This window comes from Niastella populi (assembly GCF_002078015.1).
GTDB lineage: Bacteria > Bacteroidota > Bacteroidia > Chitinophagales > Chitinophagaceae > Niastella > Niastella populi.
The window spans coordinates 224,087-244,972 of record NZ_LWBP01000210.1 but is presented as its reverse complement, the minus strand read 5'-3'; the positions used below and the strand labels follow the sequence as shown (position 1 = coordinate 244,972).

The 20,886-nt window shown below is 46.7% G+C and carries 14 protein-coding genes; 2 read left to right on the top strand and 12 right to left on the bottom strand.

Features of this window, described 5'->3' with window-relative positions:
• Window positions 1-24: 24 nt before the first annotated feature.
• From A4R26_RS26510 to A4R26_RS26495, 4 genes are all read right to left on the bottom strand, one after another.
• Complete coding sequence (locus A4R26_RS26510) at window positions 25-1,467, bottom strand: alpha-L-fucosidase (RefSeq protein WP_107685908.1); 1,443 nt, start codon at window positions 1,465-1,467, stop codon at window positions 25-27.
• Window positions 1,468-1,633: 166 nt separating this feature from the next.
• Complete coding sequence (locus A4R26_RS26505) at window positions 1,634-3,247, bottom strand: SusD/RagB family nutrient-binding outer membrane lipoprotein (RefSeq protein WP_081169541.1); 1,614 nt, start codon at window positions 3,245-3,247, stop codon at window positions 1,634-1,636.
• Window positions 3,248-3,260: 13 nt separating this feature from the next.
• Window positions 3,261-6,992 carry a SusC/RagA family TonB-linked outer membrane protein gene (locus A4R26_RS26500; protein WP_081169540.1) on the bottom strand — a complete coding sequence of 1,244 codons (3,732 nt, stop codon included), beginning with the start codon at window positions 6,990-6,992 and terminating at the stop codon, window positions 3,261-3,263.
• Between the two features lie 33 nt (window positions 6,993-7,025).
• Window positions 7,026-8,018 (bottom strand): FecR family protein, encoded by a 993-nt coding sequence (locus A4R26_RS26495; RefSeq protein ID WP_081169539.1) that lies wholly within the window; start codon window positions 8,016-8,018, stop codon window positions 7,026-7,028.
• Between the two features lie 149 nt (window positions 8,019-8,167).
• Here A4R26_RS26495 and A4R26_RS26490 point away from each other — a divergent pair, with 149 nt between their 5' ends.
• The gene (locus A4R26_RS26490) at window positions 8,168-8,737 is read left to right on the top strand and encodes an RNA polymerase sigma factor (RefSeq protein WP_165760419.1); all 570 of its coding nucleotides are present in this window, start codon (window positions 8,168-8,170) and stop codon (window positions 8,735-8,737) included.
• Between the two features lie 8 nt (window positions 8,738-8,745).
• On the opposite strand, the gene A4R26_RS26485 is transcribed toward A4R26_RS26490, so the two are convergent.
• Together A4R26_RS26485 and A4R26_RS26480 are read right to left on the bottom strand one after the other, a co-directional pair.
• Window positions 8,746-9,150, bottom strand: a complete 405-nt coding sequence (locus A4R26_RS26485) for a hypothetical protein (RefSeq protein ID WP_081169537.1) — start codon at window positions 9,148-9,150, stop codon at window positions 8,746-8,748.
• 18 nt (window positions 9,151-9,168) lie between these two features.
• On the bottom strand, window positions 9,169-10,269 hold the full coding sequence (locus A4R26_RS26480; protein ID WP_081169646.1) for a glycosyltransferase: 1,101 nt from the start codon (window positions 10,267-10,269) through the stop codon (window positions 9,169-9,171).
• 666 nt (window positions 10,270-10,935) lie between these two features.
• On the opposite strand from A4R26_RS26480, the gene A4R26_RS26475 reads away from it, so the two are divergent.
• Window positions 10,936-12,576, top strand: coding sequence for a T9SS type A sorting domain-containing protein (locus tag A4R26_RS26475; protein WP_081169536.1), 1,641 nt, complete (start codon window positions 10,936-10,938; stop codon window positions 12,574-12,576).
• A 90-nt stretch (window positions 12,577-12,666) separates the two neighbouring features.
• Here A4R26_RS26475 and A4R26_RS26470 read toward each other — a convergent pair whose 3' ends face one another.
• From A4R26_RS26470 to A4R26_RS26445, 6 genes are all read right to left on the bottom strand, one after another.
• Window positions 12,667-13,734, bottom strand: a complete 1,068-nt coding sequence (locus A4R26_RS26470; protein WP_081169535.1) for a dipeptidase — start codon at window positions 13,732-13,734, stop codon at window positions 12,667-12,669.
• 108 nt (window positions 13,735-13,842) lie between these two features.
• Entirely contained in the window at window positions 13,843-14,880 is a 1,038-nt protein-coding gene (locus A4R26_RS26465; protein WP_242675025.1) for a sugar kinase, read from the bottom strand.
• Window positions 14,881-15,006: 126 nt separating this feature from the next.
• Window positions 15,007-15,468 (bottom strand): RidA family protein, encoded by a 462-nt coding sequence (locus A4R26_RS26460; RefSeq protein WP_081169533.1) that lies wholly within the window; start codon window positions 15,466-15,468, stop codon window positions 15,007-15,009.
• A gap of 24 nt (window positions 15,469-15,492) precedes the next feature.
• On the bottom strand, window positions 15,493-16,809 hold the full coding sequence (locus tag A4R26_RS26455; protein ID WP_081169532.1) for a gluconate:H+ symporter: 1,317 nt from the start codon (window positions 16,807-16,809) through the stop codon (window positions 15,493-15,495).
• 25 nt (window positions 16,810-16,834) lie between these two features.
• Window positions 16,835-19,132 (bottom strand): glycoside hydrolase family 20 protein, encoded by a 2,298-nt coding sequence (locus A4R26_RS26450; RefSeq protein ID WP_081169531.1) that lies wholly within the window; start codon window positions 19,130-19,132, stop codon window positions 16,835-16,837.
• Window positions 19,133-19,135: 3 nt separating this feature from the next.
• Complete coding sequence (locus tag A4R26_RS26445) at window positions 19,136-20,779, bottom strand: alpha-L-fucosidase (protein ID WP_081169530.1); 1,644 nt, start codon at window positions 20,777-20,779, stop codon at window positions 19,136-19,138.
• Window positions 20,780-20,886: the final 107 nt, after the last annotated feature.

Genomic DNA, 20,886 nt, shown 5'->3' with positions numbered 1-20,886 from the left:
ATTATAAATTTTTATATCGGTTACCTAATCTGCTGCCACTATAAATTCAAAAGTCAGGGCCGGAACACCTTTCATCTTTTGTACAGCAGCCGGAATATTTACTTTCACTTTTTCGCCATTGATAACATACTTCACATTGGCGCCGGTTGACAACAGTTTTATTTTCGATCCTTTGGGCGGCACATTGATATCCCATTCAATGGTAGCAGGCACGGGGCTGTTTTCATCGAGCAGGGCAAGGGCATATACCGACCTGGTATTTTTCGATTGCGTAAAATACACTTTGCCACTTTGATAACCCTGAATGGGCCGGGTGTTGTAAATAGCTGCACCGTTTGCCTTCAGCCAGTTGCCGATCGCGGCCAGGCGTTCTACAACGGGTGCATCCAACGTTCCATCGGGTTTGGGACCAACGCCCAGCAACAGGCTGCCGCCTTTGGCAACCACTTCAATCAACTGATGAATAACTTTAGACGGCGTTTTCAGCTTATCGGTTGGCACATACCCCCAGTTATCACCAAGTGTAATGCAGCTTTCCCAGGGATGTTCGAGTTGTTTATCGGGAACCCGTTGCTCGGGTGTTTGATAATTTTCATACGGGCCATGAACCGTTCTGTCGACGATCAGCAAACCGGGCTGCGCCTTGCGCGCCATTTCGGCAATCTTTGGCATATCGATATCCTGGCTCCAGGCCGGAATGGCAGCTCCCCAGGCCCGCACTTCATCGGTTACCGTTTCCAGCGGCCGCACCCAACCACCGTCGAGCCACAGGATATCCATGGAACCGTAATCGTGCATCAGCTCACTGATCTGGTTATACGTATATTCCTTAAACCTGTTCCAGCGCCAGGGATGTTTGCGGATATCATAATTATTATTGCGATCGGGCGTGGCATACATTGGCCACCAGTAGTATGGGCTATGCCAGTCGGGTTTTGAATAATAAGCGCCGATCATCAGGCCCTGTTTGCGGAACGCTTCGAATACGTATTTGGCTACATTGGCTTTGGCATTACCGGCGAAAGGACCGTTGGTGATCTTGAAATCGGTTTCTTTCGTATCGAACATACAAAAGCCATCGTGGTGTTTGGTAGTGAATACCAGGTACCGCATACCGGCGTCTTTCGCGGCCTGCGCCCATTGGTCGGGATTAAACTGAACGGGATTGAAATCTTTTTTCAAACCCCAGTACCAGTTTTTGAAATCGCAGTAATTGCTGTTCGTATCGCGTGATACCCAATCTTCCGAACACAATGCCCATGATTCTATCATGCCGGGTACTGCATACAATCCCCAGTGAATGATCATCCCAAACTTCTGATCGCGCCAGTTCTCCAGCTTTTCTTTTACGGCCGGGTCGGTTGGCCATTCGTATTGGGTCGACTGCGGGTGTACCTGTTCCTGTGCCATAGTACTGCCTGTCAGTATGAGTAAAACAAAAAGATAATAGAATGAAACACGCATCATAAACAGAAGCTGGTTTTGTTATTAATAATTGGCAACAATCTTTGTTTCGGTGGCTATAAATAGCAGTAACGGATATCAGGTTGATACAGGGGGGTCAAAACTAAGTACTGGGCGCAAATTTTCAACGATACATACCGGATTTTAAAAAGTCCTGAAACCTTAGAGTTTATTTAACATCCCAAAATATTCTGCCTGTACGTACATCCTTATCTTTTACGGTTATATAGTTTGTATTATATGATGTTTCGCTGGAAGGATACACCAGCCTCGAAGGCGGCCATTCGTAACCGGGCAAGGTAGAGGGATAGAACTGCAACAGGGGGTGTTTTGTTCTCCGGTATTCTGCCCAGGCCTGTACCGATTGCAAAAAGCCAAAATGCACCCATTTCTGTAACCAGATCTTAGCCAGCAACTCGTTGGCCGTACCTGTATAACTTACTTGATCGTCTTGTATAAAATTGTCGATGGCAGCAGCGGACGGTTGCGCCAGAGGCATACGGGTAATGGTATTCAGGCTATTGAGATAATAGTAAAAAGCAATCGATTGCCTGATAGCGGTTTCATATGCCGACTTCGCATCGCCCCCGCCCCAGCGTTCCCAGGCTTCGGCTTTTAAAAAGTTCACTTCCGGGGCGGTGATCACAATCCCCGGCAACTTACTATTGTATAAAAATGTAGCGGAATCAAGAATGGCGTAACGGCCCAGGTTCACCTGCTGCTGTTCGGCATTGAAGCTAACCGGCAGGCCATTGTAATCGGCATTGGGAATAAACTGATCCCCTTCGGTTCGGCCGTATTTATCGAACATCACCGGAATACGTGGATCGTTGGCCGGCTTCATCGCTTTATTCAGCAAATGATCAGGAGCCGAATAATTGAACACTTCAGAAAGCGCATTATGCAGATCTTCGACATAGTTGGCAAGCGGCTGTTGTAAAACATCTGTTGTTGCAGGCATGTAGTTCGATGCACCGTCAACCAACGGAAACTGGTCGGGATTGTTTATTATTGTCAATACTTCCGTTTTCGCTCTTGTTTCATCAACATACGACAGGCGCATCAGCAGGCGTAACCGCAACGAATTGGCATAACGCTGCCATTTACCTAACTGTCCGTTCAACAGGATGTCCTGTTTGGTGAATGCGGCATGCGCAGCCGGGGATAGCGTTGCGCCTGAAAAATAGAGCGCTGCATTTTTCAACCCATCGAGGATGGTATTGTACACGTTTGACGCAGCTTCAAACCCCGGCAACATCGAACCGCCGGAGGTGTTCACCCTGCCGGCTTCACTAAAAGGAATATCGCCCCAGCAATCGACCAGTTGCGAAGCCTGGTCATACATCACTACTCTTGCAGCCATTTCAAAAACAGCGGCATTGGCTTTTTGCTGATCATCTTCTATGGAATTGTACAAAGATTCTATCAACCGGTAATGGGCCATTATGCCGCCATTACCGCCATCACCGGCGGTGCCCGGCCGGTAAAAATCGTTCCACCTGTCTTGCGTGTAACCTGCATTCTGCTGATACGAGGTCGTATAGTTCAAATAACCGATCAACTGGGTATACACGCCGGTGTGCAAAGCAATAAACGTGCGCACGTTCCAGTATGAGGGATGTACGCGGTCGTTGTCAAGCATTTGGGTAAAGAACTTTTCAATGGAAGGTTGTACGGTTTTGTCGGCGTCATAATACAGGTCTGCCAGCTTTTTGCGGCAACCGGTGATAGTTACAGCAACCAGCAATACCAATAAAATTATATGTTGAACCGTTTTGGTCATTTACGATCATTCATTAAAAATCCATATTTACAGAGAACCCGAAGCTCCGTGTAGCGGCCATCGATCCTTCATCGACGCTTTGCCTGATCCAGTTGGAACCGATGGTTGCTTCGGGATCGATATTCTTGAGAGTACGGTAGAAATACAGCAGGTTTCTGCCAATTAGTGAAAAGCGGATATTGTTAAAATGCAACTTATTGGCAAATTTGGCCGGCAATGAATACGCCAATACAACTTCGCGCAATTTGATATAACTGTTATTCACCACAACACTTTCATTTACCGCCGATGCGCCCCAGATGTAGGTATTCATATAGTAATATGCAGCATCGACGATCTTTGTATTCTCTTTTCCCGATACCGTAACGCCGGGCAATATAACGCCGTCGTGATATACCTTGCTGCCATCGGGCGACTGTGCCTGGTGACCGGGCAATAAGATCTTTTCACCATTGCTGATATAATAAGGTAATCCGCCATTTTCAGCATCGCGGTATTGTAACGTACTTTTATACATACCCGCACCGAGGTTGTATTTCAAAGGCGGCGATACTATTTTACCGCCAAGTCGGTAATCGACGGCCCAATCGAGCGAGAACATTTTCCAGTTCAGCTTATTGAACCAGCCACCAGTAACCCGCGGCATTACGTTCCCTACTTTTTCATACCGGTTATTATCTATTACATACAAGCCGTTTGAACCGATCACGAAGTTTCCTTCATTATCTTTCAGCCGCGGATTAACATAAATATTACCCACCGTTTCGCCTTCTTCGGCCACTATGCGCACCGCATTTTGTTCGGCTTCGTAAAATACGATATTCGAAACCCCCGATGCCAGTTTGCTTACGGTTGACCGCGACATCGATACATTCAACTGGCTTTTCCATTTTAATTTTTTTCCGGTCAACGGAAATGCATGCAGCCCCATTTCAACGCCATTGCTTTTTAGCTCACCGGCATTCACCAGTTTGGTCATGGCGCCCGAACTGGAAGGGATGCTCAATTGAACAATCTGGTTTACCGTGCGGCTATTGAACCACGTAACTTCAAAACCCAGCCGGTTTTTGAACAACATGGACTCCAGCCCAACTTCCAGTTCATACTTATTTTCGGGACGAATATCATTATTGCCGGCATTTATCTGAGCATTCAATGCTGCCACCGGGCCGTTCATCGAAAAAAGCGTGGTTTGTGTATACGCAACCGGCGAGGTATAGGCAGGCGGCGCATTGCCCACAATACCATAAGAAGAACGCACTTTACCAAAAGAGATCCAGCCTGGAAGGTTCATTACTTCACTAAAAATAAACCCGGTGTTCAGGGATGGATAAAAATAACTGTTCTTACCGGGCGGTAAAGTAGATGAATACTCCTTTCGTGCGGTACCTTCCAAAAATAAATAGTTTTTATACGCAAGATTGAAGAACCCAAGGTAAGCGTATTTTAAAATGGCGCTTCTGTCGGTTTGCGTAAGTACAGGATGATAGGAATTTTCGAGGCTGAACCAGTTCTCCTCCAGCAAACCATCGGTGGTTTCGGATGACTGGTCGTTGTAATTCTCTTTGCGCGCCTGAAACCCTCCGGTTACCGAAAGGCTCCATTTGCTATTCCATTTCTTCGTCCAGGTCAATAACCCATCGCCATAAAAGATCGAATACCGCCCGTTGGCCAATTTGAATTTGCCGGTACTTGCATTGGAAGGATTATAAATAACCGGGTATTCATTGTATTGGCGGGTTTCTGTTTTCAAACTGGTGAGGTCATTACCGATACGCGCTCTGAACTTCAAGTTACTGTTCAGCTCATAATTGAGCGTAACACTGTTAAGGAAACGATCCTGAAATTCATCTTCGCTGTTCCTCAACTGCATCCACAGGAAATCGAGCATTTCCACTTTTACGTTTGAACGCAGCGCTTCTGCCGGGTTGCGTTGCGATTGATTCCAGGGCACCCATTTATAGCCTTCACTTGTTTTATACTTATTGAGCACCACGCCCATATCTTCGGCCCGGCTGTAAAAACCGGCATATGCGGCAATGATGCGGGTCAACTGGTACGGGCGGTTATGCACTTTACTGTTAAAATAGCTGGAGATCACATCTACATTCAGTTTATCATTGATCTTAAAATTACTGTTGAGGTGAAATGTATTCCGCTGCAGATCGCCGCCGTGTTGTATGCCTTTATAATCGTTGCGGGTATACGACAACCGGTAAGAGAATTTATCGGTTTGGTTCGCAACCGATGTATTTAAAATAGAATTGAACCCGGTGCGGTATAGTTGTTTGTAATTATTCTCATGCGCTTTATAAGGCCGCAGGTGCCCATCCCACCAGGCCACATCGCGGCCATCGAACTTCGGGCCGAATTGCGCATAGGCGGTAAAGTTTGGCCGCAGGTGATCATTGGCGCCATCCCCGTCCAGGTCAACGGGGATCCAGCCTTCTTCCGTGGCGCCTTCCGATAAATTGGTTGCGCGGTCGGCGCCAGGGCCATAGGTATGTTGGAAGTCGGGCAAAAACGCGGCCTGTTCTATGGTGTTCGTATAATTTACCGAAACACCCAACCGCTTTTTGGGTGCTCCTTTTTTTGTGGTGATCACCACCACACCCGCAGCGGCTTCGGAACCATACAGGGCCGTAGCGCTGGCCCCTTTTAGAATAGTAAGGTTATCGATATCGGCAGTATTGATATCGAGGATGCCATTGCCGCGAATACGCGGATCGACCCAGTAACCGCCATTGTTGATGCCGGCAATGCCTTTTTCATTGGTATTGCGGATAACGATGCCATCCACTACATATAACGGCTGGGCATTGAAATTTAGCGAGTTCACTCCGCGGATCTGTACCTGAACGGCACTGGTGGCGCCGCCCGGCGCTGTATTGATCAACACTCCTGGCGACCGGCCATATAAAGCAGAAGCGAAATTGGTATTGCCGGCCGAAGTGAGGTCCTCTGCAGTGACCGTGCTTAAGGAATACCCTAAAGAGCGGGAATATTTATTTACACCAAGCGCGGTTACTACCACTTCATTCATCATCTTATCAACAACCGATAACCGCGCATGCAGGTAAATGATGGCGCTGGAATTATTGAGCACAACTTCTTTTCTATCGTACCCCACGCTTGTCATTTCAAGCACTTCACCTTTGGAACCTTCCATTTCAAATTCACCATTGGCGTTGGTGGTAGTGCCGCGGTTAGTACCTTTTACCCAAATGCTTACATTCAACAGCGGTTTTCCATCAACGGTGGTTACCCGTCCTTTTACCAGTTGCATTTTACTTTCGGCAGAAGTATTCCCTGTTTCAGAAGCGGAAGAAGAAGAGGATGATTTATTGAGCGGAGAATTATCACGTGAAGCGTCTACAATGACAAAAGTTTTATTGTTCACCCTTTTGTACTTCAGGCCGGTTGATTGCAGTAGTTCCTGCAGGATCTGTTCAACCGGCCGGTTATTATTGCTGACCGGCTTTACCAGTACATCTCCAAACGATTTTTCGGAGAAAAGAAAGAAAATACCTTTTGATTGATTGAGCTGTTTTAGAATGACGAAAAGGGGTTGGCGGGCAACAGTAGTATCCCTTGCCGGTGTTGAAACGCCTGCATGTAAAGATTTACGTGGAGCTTTATTCCGGTTGAATGTAACGCCATTCTGTGCAAAAGCAGCACAAACGAGCAACATGGCAACCGTTAATAAACAACCCCGGAAAAATCTTTCCGAGCCTTTTTTCCTCATACGCAGATTTTAAAACATAAACCTGCCTGGTCGTTATTTCCTTCTGATCTGAATCTCTTTATCCGATTTCACTACATCATATTTAGACGCTTCCAAAGCCTGTATAAATACATCCAGGTTATCATTAGGCATTATGCCGGAGATCGAATCAGTTGAACTAGCTTCATCAGCCAGGGTAACTTTTACTCCATACAACTCTGTTACCAGGGTTGCGACCTCTTTCATAGGAGTTTTTTCAAAAATGAACTTGTGTTCCGTCCAGGCCAGAACCGGTGCATTATTGATTTCTCTCCTTTGAATGCCATTATCCCTGAACTCAACATAATCGCCCGGCTTCATATGTACTTCCTGTCCTTCGTGTTGTATGATAATACTTCCTTCTTTCAACAACACATTGTTCTTATTGTTCCGGTCAATGACATTGAATTGGGTTCCTGTAACAAGCACATCGAAATTTCCTGTGTGTACAATGAACCTTGTTTTCTGAGCTGTTTTTTTCACATGGAAAAAGGCTTCACCCTTCACCCACACTTCGCGATCTGATCCTTCGCTCCATTTTTTATAATTCAGTGTGGTGTTAGCATTGAGCATTACCTGCGATCCGTCGGGTAATACATCCTGCCGGGTTTCCCCATAGGCGGTTTGAATGGCGAGTTTGCCTGTAGTGCGGAAATATTGCCAAACTCCTACTGAAGTTAAGAAAATAATTGCAGCAGCAGCCCACCATTTATATTTACGGGATCTGATAGCGACAACAGGCGCCAAACGCTGATCTGCATCAGCATTGACGGTAGCATTGACAAGCCTGGTTTCAGCATTATTCAGCCGTTGTATATCAACTGATTGTTCTTTAATGGTAATGGTTTGAAGCATTTGAACGGCCTCTTCAGCCAGTTTCCTTTGCACAGGGTCGTTGGTTATACGGTCATTCCATTTTTCTGTAGCTAAAGGATCGGTTTTAAAGTACCACGCCAAAAAGCTCTCATCACTTAACAGTTCTTCAATAGTATTGCTCGTAACATCCATATTGTAGGTTTCACTTCTAAATTTAGTACTGCAAAATCACTATTTGTAATCATATTTTTAGGTTTTTTTGTGATTTTCAACTAAAACATATCCTAAATTCACATCTGTTTCGGTTTCACACTCACAAAACTAGCTTAGCTGATAAAAACTTGATATTTAACCAAACTGATATTGCTTTATGGGAGGCCTATCAAAAAGGCGATCACGATTCGTTTGCATTGCTTTTCAGACGCTACTATGAACCGCTGGTTCAGTATGGCGGTAAACTCACCAACAGCAACGATATTCTCGAAGATTGCATCCAGGAACTCTTCACTGAACTATGGCAGAACAAAAGCCAAACCCAGGTTCAATCGGTAAAGGCATACCTGTTCAAGTCGCTCAAATACAAGCTGTACCGGGCTAACCAGCGCAGAACGACCGGGCCTTTTAATGAAAATCACGCTGATGTATTGTTTGAATTAAGCCATGAAACCCTGCTGGTGGGCCGGGAGCAGGATGCAGAAAAAACGGCCCGGGTGCTGCAGGCGCTTGGCCAGCTTTCGAACCGGCAGAAGGAGATCATATACCTGAAATTTTACCAGGAACTGAACTATGACGAAGTGAGCGAGATCATGAATATCAATTACCAGGCTGCCCGCAACCTGCTGTACCAATCAATTAAGTCGTTAAAAAAGCTGTTGACGACAATGGCATTCTTCTGTTTCTTTTTTTTATAGGCTGGAACTTATTTCTTTCTCGTTAGTTTTTCTTTCAATACGCCCCAAAAGCTCCGGCGTTCGTAGGTGCGTTTATACCACTCGATATCGTTCTGAAAATGTTCAATATCATTCAATAATTTATTGATCAGCTGGCGATGGCCTTCCGTATTTTGTGTGCATTGCTGCAGCTTCTCTTCAAGCTGGTTTATTTCTGACGATCTTTCAACCAGTTCTGTTTTAAACCGTTCCATCTCTTTGCGCTGCTCTTCAATGGTACGCTGTTTGGCCTCCAGTTCCTGTAAAAGATATTGGGTTATCTGTTCAAGCTTTTCGTTGATCTGCTTATACGACGAATCGCTTATCGCATGCCCGTTAGTTAAATGTTTTGCGCCTTCATTCCGTTCTTTCAGTCCATTTATAGTGATATCCATATACAATTGTTTACGCTTTTATTTGTTTATTACCACCCGTTTATACAGGTCACGATAGAGCAGGCAGGTAGCATCTACATTGAACTCTTTGTGACAAAGCCAGCCAGAGTATTCACCCATTACCTGCAACATGGCCGGATTGTTATAGTATTGAAAGATCTTAACGATCGCTTCCTGCTTGCTGGTAAAAAGATCGCCGTTCAGCCCCTTTCTCACAATATCCCTGTTGCCTATGCAATCCTTCAGCAATACGGTTTTGCGGAGGGAAAGCGCTTCCAGAACGGAAAAAGACAATCCTTCGTATTGGGATGTTGATAAATATAAATTGGCGCCGTCGATCAACCTCAGCACTTCGGCCTGGGGAAGCCAGCCGGTAATGGTAATGTTGGGAGCTGTGAGCAGGTGCCTGTCTTCCCCATCGCCTACCCAAATAAACTCAAACTGATCAAAATCCTTAAAACAGGCAGCGATATCATTAAAAAGCGCCGGGTCTTTTTGTTGCACGATGCGGGCGCTGGTAACAATGCGAAACCTGGCTGTTGACACCGGGTTAAGTTTCGCGGCATTACGGTTCTCACTGATACTTATGCCGTTATTGATATTCAGTGCCCTGATGCCCAGCTTGCGATAAGCGGTTTGTTCAGACCGGGAACTGCAAACGACTTTTCCGCCAAATGCGGACCCCAGCTTTTCAAACAGTTTATACAACAGGTTCATAGCGTTTACATTACTCAGCAGGAACGGAGCGCCGTTGGGTGTATAGATCACATTCGGGATATTCGTAAGGCGGCATGCCAGGCGGCCCAGAAAACCGCTTTTGGAGGAATGCAAATGCACGGCGTCGACCATCTTTTTCGCCTTCAGGTTCTTCAACAACTGGCATAATTCTACCAACGCTGCGGTATCCTTCACCAGGCTGATGCTTCGTTGCGCCGAACGCCACCGGATAAACTGCACATTATCTTCGGGAAAATATTTTATTACTTCTGCCGACCGCATCACACATTCCCGCTCGCCATGGATAACGATGTGGTGGTCATCGCGCAAATTCTGTACGATCGATTGAACAAACGTGGCTATGCCAGAAGCAAAAGGCTCTACTACATGTACGATCTTCATATACGTTCCAATAAAAATCAATTAATCAGTAAAGTATAATTTGCCCATGGTCGTTTAATTGTTAACAATACGCCTGCAACCAGCATCACGTTGGGTGCTGATCTTTTTAGAAGTGCAGGGCGCGCCTGCACTCTTTACTTTGCAATTTATTATGGAAGCTACTACAGACCGGCTTTCTGGCTTTCCAGGGCCCGATTGGGGAGGGTATCGATGTTCCTTACATAATAGCAACTATGGCAGCCATGCTGCTAGCTGCTATTATTGTGCCTATTGTTCATAAAACTTCCCTTAAAAAAAGGCATTAACCCGAAAAAGGGCACTAATTCTTTTATATAGAAGCAGTTATTCTTTTTTGGCATGGCTGTGCATATGGCCCATGAAATAAACGAAAACTATTTTCCGTGTCTCCGATTCCACACATTGATAAAAAATATGTTTAATGTCACTAACCGGTCATTAAACAACAATCGGCATCTGCAGGCCAACAAGACAACAAAAAGTTCATACGCCTTAAAAAAATTGTAATATAATTTAGTAAATTGTTTACGGGATTCATACCTGCCTTTCCTGCGCTTATATATACCCTTAAAATTTATATCGCCTGCCGGCAGCTGATCATTCTATCGGCCGCTTATGACAGGTTTTTGAATATTCCAAACCTTTTATGTGAAACAAATAACGCTTGTATTTGTAGCATGGTTCTGTACCTGTTCATTAACGGCTCAAACCGGGCAACTGCCCGATCTGCATTCGTTTACGGTTGACGAAGTGACTTCCGTTACATTCGAGGCCAGAGCACGGGATAAAGGAAAAGCAAAAACGGAAGTGCCACCATGGATCATTCCCGGCGGCTGGAAGTCATATTTGTTCGTTGATGGCAGCGGCTCTTACATCTGGTCATCGCCCTCACCACTTACAACCAACCGGTCGATCAATTTCAGGCAGGAAGGTGTTGGCCCCTATAATGTATCGAAAAGTTATATCAACTCTGAAGCATATCATAACCTGAAACCAGGGTACGACTGGAAGCGCACCTATCATGCTATTTACAGCGCTGCCAGCTTTCATCACCCAAATGAAGGAAAGGTTTCGCTTGGTTTTTTGCATGGCGAGAACAAGAACTACGTTTCCGGCGAAGCCAAAAACCCCATGAGCAAAAAATACCCAAATACCATTCAGAAAAATTGCCCCATCGATCCGTTCGATCACACCACCTATTCGGGCGGCAGCCCCTACATTGAAGGCTGGAAGGCCTATAACGGTATCATCAGTGCGGCCTGGGTGCCCAACAACGAGGCCACCAACTGGGGCCAGCAGTTTTTTTCCAACGAACTGGGGCCAATCGTTTGGCCGGCAAACGCATACGTAACAACCCAGGGAGTTAAGGCCACCTGCGGATTAAGACATCCTTCCTCCATCGTTCATAATAATTACGTTTACGTTTATTATGTCGAAAGCGGCGCTTATGCAGATAATATCCCCGATGAAGAAGGCTGCCACGAGGGTATAAAGGTAGCGCGGGCGCCACTGAACGATGCCTTGAACCCGCTTAGCTACGAGGTGTATTATAAAGCACCGGACGGAGAGGAATCATGGAACCGCTCATTACCCGTTGGTTTTACCAAAGAAAGAATGCTTGATTTTATAACGGTGAAAGGCGCTAAGGCCACCGACATTATGGGCGATACCAAAAATGAGGCCCAGGAAATAAGGTTCAGCGTTGCCAAAGTTGAGCATGAGAATTACTTCATTGGCGTGGAAGAATTCATCGATTATTCAGATAAAAAATTGTGGAAGATCGCCATCCGGTTTTCCGTCGATCTTGTAAACTGGACCGACCGCAGGTTCATTGTAAGATCGGCCCCCAAATGGGATGAGATCCGTGTTAACTATCCCATTTTCCTTAGCAGCGACGGGTGGTCGAATACCGAGATCGACATCAATGACTTCTATATTATCGGCACCGACCCCGGTGTCAACAATTCAGTTAATAAAATACATTTAACGGCAAACACTACGAAAGATTTTGCCAGCCGGTTAATGCTGCAGTCACTCGGGTTGCAGCACAGTGTTCTTCCCAACCCCAACGCCGGGCTATTCACCCTGAACTATTATATTGATTCTTTATCGGCGGTTGAAATAACCATGCATAGCATGCAGGGGCACCAGGTGGGTATGTGGCGCAGTGAAAAAAAACCAGGTAAATACCAGGAGGAATTCAACATCAGCCGGTATCCCGCCGGTATTTACCTGTTGGCTGTGAGAACGCGAAACCGCTACAACGTATACCAGGTTTTGAAACGCTGAAAGCGGAAGGCTAAAGGCTGAAGGCTAAACGCGGAATGTGGAACTATGAACTCCGAACTATGAACTATGAACTATGAACTGTGGTTGCACTTACCACACGCGGCGTAAAAACCGCAGCCAGTTGCCGTGCATGATGTTTTCAATGTCTTCCGGTGCATATCCGCGTTTCTTTAACAGTGCCGGGATCTTTTGCAGATCGGCAATTGTTTCGAGGTCGTATGGCGATTGCTCTTTTCCGAAAGCGCCATCCAGGTCGGTACCGATACCAACATGTAGCGTATTACCTGCCAGCTGACAGATATGATCGAGATGATCGAGCATTTTGTCGAGATTGCAGTTCATTTCTTCCGGCGTCGATTGCTGCCGTACCCAGCCCGGTACCATCATCCATGCGTCCAGGGCGCCGCCAATAACGGCTCCCCTTTCAATCAATACCTTTATCATTTCATCGCTGAACTGCCGGTTATGATCAACCAATGCGCGGCAATTGTTATGGCTGGCCCAAACGGGCCCGTTGAAAATGCGCATGGCATCCCAAAATGCATCGTCACACAAATGCGTAGCATCGAGGATCATGTTCAGGCGGTCCATTTCTTTTAACAAAGCTGCACCCATCTCCTGTAAACCACCGGTTGCATCGGTACCATTGGCATAACGCCCGGGGCCATAATGGGCCGGGCCAACCGCTCTCAGTCCATAGGCATGCGCCGCTTCAAGATGTTTTACTGTTACCAGCGAATCAGCGCCTTCGAGGCTTAGGATATAACCCACAGGTTTATTATCATCGGGCTCACCATTCAACCATAATGCGATGTGGCTTTCAAGCTCATGTTTATTTTTTATCATCACCATTTCGCCGGCGGCTTCCATCGCTTTGTACCAGGCCAGCTGCGCCTGTGTTTGCGCCCAGGCCTGCTCGGGTGAATGCCAGCCCGGCAAGGGATTTCCCGGCCCTACATACCGGGCTATCTGGGTTGCCACTACCAACCCGATATGCCCCTTTCGTAAATCGGGCAGCGCTACAGTGCCTTTTGCCCGGTCGGGTTTATCGGTTAGCCCTACCTCGCGTTTACGGATATCCATAACCGGCTGCCGCAGATCGCGGTTCCATTCCATGGCATTCATGCTAAGATCGAGGTGTGCATCTATTGTAAACATTGTTTAGTTCTTTTTAATTCCCGACTTTGAGATTTACAATTCTACATTCAATCTTCATCTGTTTTTATGCCTTTCTCATTTCTCTGTTTTCATTTCTCATTCTTCATTTCACCTGATTATTCTTCCCGATGCGCCCTGCTGCATAAATTGTTCTACTTCCTGCTTATTGATGATGGCCCAGTCGCCCTGAACACTTTGCTTCAATGCACCACAGGCCATTGCAAATTCAATTACCGCCTGCGGTGGCAGATCATTCATGAGGCCATACAACAAACCGGCAGTAAAGGCATCACCCGTTCCGATCTGATCGGTAATAAACGGCAGCCGGTAGCCGGCTGTAAAATAATATTGCCCCTGGTGCATCATGGCTCCGGAATAATCGTGCATCAACCCCTCGGTCTTTCGAAAGCTCATGGCCAGCGTTCTCATGGCCGGTAATCGTTTGCGCAATGCGTCGCTGCATTGTTTAAAGCGATCTTCCAGCGAGGCGCCTTCAGCTGTTTTTATTCCATAGTAAATGGCAGCAGCATCGAGGTCGGCCACCACCACTTCGCTGTATTGTAACAATGCAGGCATAATGTCGGAAGCTTTCTTCCCATACCTCCACAAGGTGCTGCGATAATTGAAATCGGCGGAAATGATGACGCCGTTCTCTTTTGCCACAGCCAGCGCTTCGGCACATACATCGGCCGCGCTTTGCGAAACTGCCGCGGCCACACCCGACCAGTGGAAATAAGCGGTGTTATGCAATGCCTTTTTCCAATCGATCATACCCGGCTGCAGTTCGGCATAGGAAGAACCGGCCCTGTCGTAAATGACGCGTGTGGGCCGGAGATGATTGCCGGGCTCGGTAAAATAAAGTCCCAGCTTTTCACCGCCATATATTACATGACCGGTAGCCACACCATGGCTTTGCAGTTGTTGAATGCCGGCCAGGGCGATATCATTGTCAGGCACCCGGGTAATATACCGGGTGGGAATGCCAAGCCGGGATAGTAACACGCATGCATTGGCTTCCGCGCCGGCATAATAAGCTTTATATTCCTGGGTTTGTAAAAACCGCTGAGATCCTGCGCTATGCAACCGCATCATGAACTCACCAAATGCGGTTAACTGAACAGGACCATTTAATGGTGGCATCATCATCAAGTGCTTTTAATGGTGAAAGGGGAATGGTCAATGGTTTCACGAATTTTGCGCTTTCCGGCTAAAATCCAAAACCTAATTTACTATTCCTTCCGGCTTCCGACCACTGACTTCCGGCTTCCGTTTTCAAAACAACTCGAACATTGCTTCTATTTCCACCGGTATATTATCGGGCAGGGAACCAAAACCAACAGCGCTGCGCACGCCGATCCCATTCTCTTCACCCCATACCGCTGCAAACAATTCACTGCAACCGTTTATTACATAGGGATGCCGTTCAAAATCGGGCGTACAGTTCACCATGCCCAATACTTTTATTACCCGTTTAATTGTATCGAGGCTGCCTATATGTGTTACGATCGTCGATAACATAGTTAACCCTACCTGCCGGGCGGCCAGCTTACCTTCTTCCATATTCAGTTCGCTGCCAATACGGCCAATGATCAGTGTTTTGTCGTCTCGAACAGGCCCATGGCCCGATAAGTACAGATACTTTCCATCGATAAGATAAGGCTTGTACACTCCCAATGGGGTGGGAGCAGGCGGTAATCTCAATCCCAGTTTGTTGAATCTTTCTTCTGCGTTCATGTTTTAGTTATTTGACTTTTATATTTAACCTATGATCCCGTCTAATATCATTACGCCGGCCAGTCCCGTCACGGCAACGATCGTTTCCATCACCGACCATGTTTTTATAGTGTCTTTTATGCTCAGGTTGAAATACTCTTTAAACAGCCAGAAACCGGCATCATTAACATGCGAGAACAATAAACTGCCTGCGCCTACCGACAATACCATCAGGTTGGGATCAACACCCGAACCTGCAAGCAGCGGGGCAATGATACCGGCAGTGGTTAAGCCGGCTACAGTTGCAGAGCCTACGCAAATACGTATGATGCCGGCCATACACCAGGCCAGGATCAACGGATGTACCGGCCAGGTTTGTAAAGCCGATGCTATTTCTTTGCTCACGCCGCTGTCGGTCAATACCTGTTTCAATGCGCCCGAGCCGGCAATGATCAACAGGATCATGCCAACATCCTTAACCGCTTCTCCATAAATATGCATCACGTCCTTCATCTTTCTGCCATTACCCACGCCCAATGTAAAAGCGGCAACCAGCACCGATACCAGCATAATGAGCGCAGGTTCGCTTATCAACGTCAAAATGCCTTTGAATGATTCGTATTCATTAAAGAAATATGTTACAACGGTGGTGGCGGTAAGCAGGAACACAGGCAACAATGAAGTGATAAAACTAACGGCGGTTCCCGGTAGCTTTGCCTTATCTATTGTCTGCGGCCTGAAAGTTTCAAGCGGTTGGGCTGAAATATTTTTGATCGTCCTTGAAAATAACGGGCCTGCGATGACGATGGCAGGAATAGCTATTACCAGACCATACAATAACGTTGCTCCCATTCCTGCCCCGAATTGTGTTACCAATGCGGTGGGTGAAGGATGCGGCGGCAAAAAGCCATGGGTTACCGATAAGGCCGCCAGCATGGGCAGCCCAATATAAACGGCCGGTAACTTATACTGATACACAACCGAAAAAATAAGCGGCACCATCAGCACAAATCCTACGCCGTAGAACAATGGAATGCCAATGATAAACCCGGTTATCATGAGGGCCCATTGCAGGTAACGCACGCCGAATGCGTTCATCAACACCGTAGCTATCTTTTGCGCAGCGCCGCTTTCCGCTACCAGCTTACCCAGCATGGCGCCAAGGCAGATAATGCTCACCAACCCGCCCAGCGTATCGCCCATTCCCTGCTGAATAGATGCCATGATCTTTTCGGCCGGCAGCCTAAGAAATAAACCGGCCATCAGTGATACGATCAGAAAAGCCAGAAATGCATTCAGCTTACCCCACGTTATCAGCAGGATGAGTATAACTATGCAGACCAGAACGATTACAATTGACATTACTTTTTATTGATTTTGCTTTTCATCATTCAATTATTACTTCATCTATCAGCAGCAGGGCGTTACCGCCTGCGCCATATTCACCAGCCGGAATTACACCTTTGTTTACGCCGGTAACTTTGATGTACCTCGCCTGAACGGGTTTTATGGTGCTTTTCACCTTATTGATGCCGTTCACCGGAAACGATTGCTGCCGGTATACTTCCGAAAAATGCGCTCCATCTGTTGAAACCAGGAATTGTAACGAAACCGGCGCCCACATCCGCTGCCAGTGATAGTTCAGGGTGTTTAAACCGAGTCGTGTAATCGTTTGCACTGAACCAAGGTCGATCACGGCACTGAAATCACTGCCACTATAACCCAGCCACTGGCTGTCATTGTACCTGTTGCTGCCGTACAATCCATTTACCAATACGTTGTTACCGGGGTTGAAACGTTCTACCGGCTTATGCTTCACTGTTACATGCGCCCCCACTCCTTTATGTATATGAACTGACTGCTGAAATATCCTGCCGCAGGGTTTTCCCTGTTTGTCAAATACCAGCGCTTTTAACGTGCCTGTTTTCGTTAGCGCAACCGGTGCGGTATATAGCGCACTCTGTTTGGTTGGAACACTATTGTTTGTTGTATACCGGATTGCAGCACCGGGCAGCGATGTTTGCAAGGTCATTTGAACGGTATTGTTCTGTAGGGCTGTTGCATTGAAAGTGATGTCATCAACATGCGCCGGATAACGCAGGCCGGCCAGTTGCATCAGTTCTTTCTGCGACCGTAACCGTTGCAGGAAATCGTTGTAATTACGCTGCGCTTTGGGCGTCCAGGCCAGTTCAGCTAGCGCCAACGCCCTTGGAAAGATCATATACACCGCCTTTGCCTCACTGGTAAAGTATTCGCTCCAGGCCTGCCCTTCAACGCCCGCAAGGTATTGGGTTTGCAAAGTATCCGTATCTGCAGCAAGCGGTTCATAACCATATACTTTCTGCAAAGGTGTAAAACCACCCGCGGCCAGTGGCTCCTCATTGTATAACGACTGGTAATAATCGAAATAACAATGACTTTCGGGCGTCATGATCACCCGGTGGTTTTGAGCTATAGCGGCCCTTCCTCCTTCTTCACCCCGCCAGCTCATTACCGTGGCATTGGGCGCCAAACCGCCTTCCAGTATTTCATCCCAGCCGATGATCTGCCGGCCCTTACCATTCAGGTATTTTTCCATCCGCTGAATGAAATAGCTCTGTAATGCATGTTCGTTGGCCAAACCCAGCGACTGTTTCCGTTGCTGGCATTTTGCACAAGCCTTCCATCTTGTTTTTGGGCATTCGTCGCCGCCGATATGAATAAAGGTTGATGGGAACAGCGCCATTACTTCATCGAGCACATTTTGCAAAAATGTAAATGTGCTATCGTTACCTGCGCAAAACACGTCGTCAAACACCCCCCAGAACGTTGAAGTTTTATATGCACCGCCCGTACAACCCAGAAACGGATAAGCAGCCAGCGCTGCTGAAGCGTGACCGGGCATTTCTATTTCAGGAATAATGGTTATATGCCGGCTGGCCGCATACTGTACCACCTCTTTGATCTGTTGTTGTGTATAATAACCACCGTAACGTTTTCCATCGAACCGGTGCGGTAATTCTTTTTTATGCCCTATGAGTGTTTCGTTGCGCCAGGCAGCCACCGACTGCAGCTTTGGATATTTTTTGATCTCGATCCGCCAACCCTGGTCATCGGTCAGGTGCCAGTGAAAAGTATTGAACTTGTAAAGGGCAAGCAGATCGATGTATTTTTTGATAAATGGTACCGGAAAGATATGCCGGCTCACATCGAGGGCCATGCCCCTGTACCCGAACCGCGGGTAATCGTTTACGGTACATGCCGGTACTTTTATCGAATTGCCCGAAACGTTCCATAACTGCCGTAAGGTTTGCAGGCCGTACATAACCCCCGCTGCATCATGGCCAATACACCGGATGCTTTTTTCATTGACCTGAAGCCGATACCCTTCTTTATGGGTTATCGATGCCGGGTCGAGATCCAATAAGATAAAATTATAAGCCGGGGCGGCAGATACTACCGGTAACTGTTTTCCACTGAGGGCGGTCACATAGCCGTTAAACAATGCAGCCAACCCGCTCACGTCCTTATTTTCAATTACAATTTTTGTCGATGGGTTCAAATCGAAAATTCCGGCCGATCGTTTTACCTCAACCGGTAAAGGGATAAGGGCAGGCAATACATTGCTGCCGGCCTGCGCCAACAGGGCATGAGGCAGGAAAAAATTCAATATAAATACCACCAGGGAACTTCTTTTACACTTCATATTTTATTGAGTCCACAATTTTTTATCTCCTTCCAATTCAATATTGCTGTATTCGGCTACTGCCTTGAATTCATATTGCTGTCCCTTTTTCAAACCGGCAATGGTTGCCTTGAAGTGTCCGTTGCTTTCTATCGGCGCCGGGGCAGACCTTATCCAGGGGCCGGTATACAGGTCTTCTATCTGCCCGTGATACGGGCGATAGTAAAATCGTGCTTTCATTGGCGTTGCCGGCTTAAAGTTTAATATTTTACCTGATAACGCCATGGTAGTTCCTGATGAACGGGCGTCTAACGTTACCACCTGTACGGGTTCAATGGCAGGCTGCACATTTTTCAGTTTTACCACCACGGCATTAGGCCATTTATGATCGTCGTAAATGCGCTGGGTGCGAAACACCGATACAATTAACCCGGTATCAGTTTGCTGAAAAGCGGGTTTTACGTTCCGGCCCGGTTTATATTCCTGGATGATGCCGTTCTGTCCAAGTACACTGATTGAAGTGCCGGCTGTTGCCTTTACTGAATGCAGTACAAAGCTTTTCCGGTCACCTTCTACCCAGCCTGGCAAACCGGTAATAATTGCGTAAAGGGTTTGTTTATTATTTTTCGTTGTAAACCATATGTTCTTTTCGCGGCTAATGACCCAGGGCTGCACGCTGTCCACCGCTTCTTTGTTGATGAAATACCAGGCGGCCAGTTCACGCAGCCGGTTCTCCTGCTCCGGCACCATGGCGCCATCGGGTTTGGGACCGGTATTCAGTAATAACGATCCGCCTTTACTTCTGGCCTCTACCAGTAAATCAATCAATGAAGTGCCCGATTTGTATCGTTCATTCGTTGGCTGAAACTGCCAGGCCGTACCAATGGTAATACACGAAAGCCAGGGTTTTTGAATGGTTACACCGGGCAACATCTGCTCGGTTGTTTTCAATGCTCCCCGGGTAATTAAAATATCGGGTTGCAGCTTCCAGCAGGTTTCCTTTACCACTTCCTTTGGCTCACCATCAATAAACAACAGATCGATCTTTCCATAATTCGTCATAAGCTCCTCGCATTGCCGGCGGGTAAACTCATCAAATTCTTTCTTAACCACATCAGTCATTACAACATCGTCGCGGCTGATAAGCATATCATGCGTATGCAGGAAATGAAAATCTTCGGGCGAAAAATAAAACCCTACCTGTAACCCTGCATTGCGCGTGGCTTCTACAAAATCCTTTAACAGGTCTTTTCGGTACGGTGTGTTCATGATATTGAAGCCGGTCGTTTTCGTATTCCACATACAAAACCCCGAGTGGTGTTTTGTCGTGAACATAATATATTTCATACCGGCCAGTTTTGCCAGGGTGGCAATTTCAACGGGATCAAAACGTGACGGATAAAATGTTTTCGGCAGTTCATTGAAATACCTGTTTACATAATCATCCGATGCACCAACCAGCGAATGACTGATCACTATTCCCAGTTGTGCATCCACGCTGAAATGTATGAACAACCCTGCAGCTGAATTACGCAACCATTCTTCCCTTTCCGGTTTATTGAGATTATATTCGCTGGCCTCACCATCTTTCACTACATCGTGCTGGCCCGGGGAAACCAACGAATGCATTATGCAAATGATAATTACAAATCCTCTTTTTATTCTCATGCCATTCAATTATTGGTATTTTTTTAAAGGAGGACATAGACATGCCCTCCGGTTACACTTAAAACCTACTTGTATTGTGTACGAAAAATCGTGAATCGTGAATGGCA

Coding starts and splice junctions, on each gene's coding strand:
- A4R26_RS26495 (WP_081169539.1), bottom strand. CDS start 8,018: ATGGATGTTACGAGCAATACTATTGAAGAACTGTTAAGTGATGAGAGC.
- A4R26_RS26470 (WP_081169535.1), bottom strand. CDS start 13,734: ATGTTTACAATAGATGCACACCTCGATCTTAGCATGAATGCCATGGAA.
- A4R26_RS26450 (WP_081169531.1), bottom strand. CDS start 19,132: ATGAAGTGTAAAAGAAGTTCCCTGGTGGTATTTATATTGAATTTTTTC.
- A4R26_RS26445 (WP_081169530.1), bottom strand. CDS start 20,779: ATGAGAATAAAAAGAGGATTTGTAATTATCATTTGCATAATGCATTCG.
- A4R26_RS26500 (WP_081169540.1), bottom strand. CDS start 6,992: ATGAGGAAAAAAGGCTCGGAAAGATTTTTCCGGGGTTGTTTATTAACG.
- A4R26_RS26460 (WP_081169533.1), bottom strand. CDS start 15,468: ATGAACGCAGAAGAAAGATTCAACAAACTGGGATTGAGATTACCGCCT.
- A4R26_RS26480 (WP_081169646.1), bottom strand. CDS start 10,269: ATGAAGATCGTACATGTAGTAGAGCCTTTTGCTTCTGGCATAGCCACG.
- A4R26_RS26455 (WP_081169532.1), bottom strand. CDS start 16,809: ATGTCAATTGTAATCGTTCTGGTCTGCATAGTTATACTCATCCTGCTG.
- A4R26_RS26465 (WP_242675025.1), bottom strand. CDS start 14,880: ATGATGATGCCACCATTAAATGGTCCTGTTCAGTTAACCGCATTTGGT.
- A4R26_RS26510 (WP_107685908.1), bottom strand. CDS start 1,467: ATGATGCGTGTTTCATTCTATTATCTTTTTGTTTTACTCATACTGACA.
- A4R26_RS26505 (WP_081169541.1), bottom strand. CDS start 3,247: ATGACCAAAACGGTTCAACATATAATTTTATTGGTATTGCTGGTTGCT.
- A4R26_RS26485 (WP_081169537.1), bottom strand. CDS start 9,150: ATGGATATCACTATAAATGGACTGAAAGAACGGAATGAAGGCGCAAAA.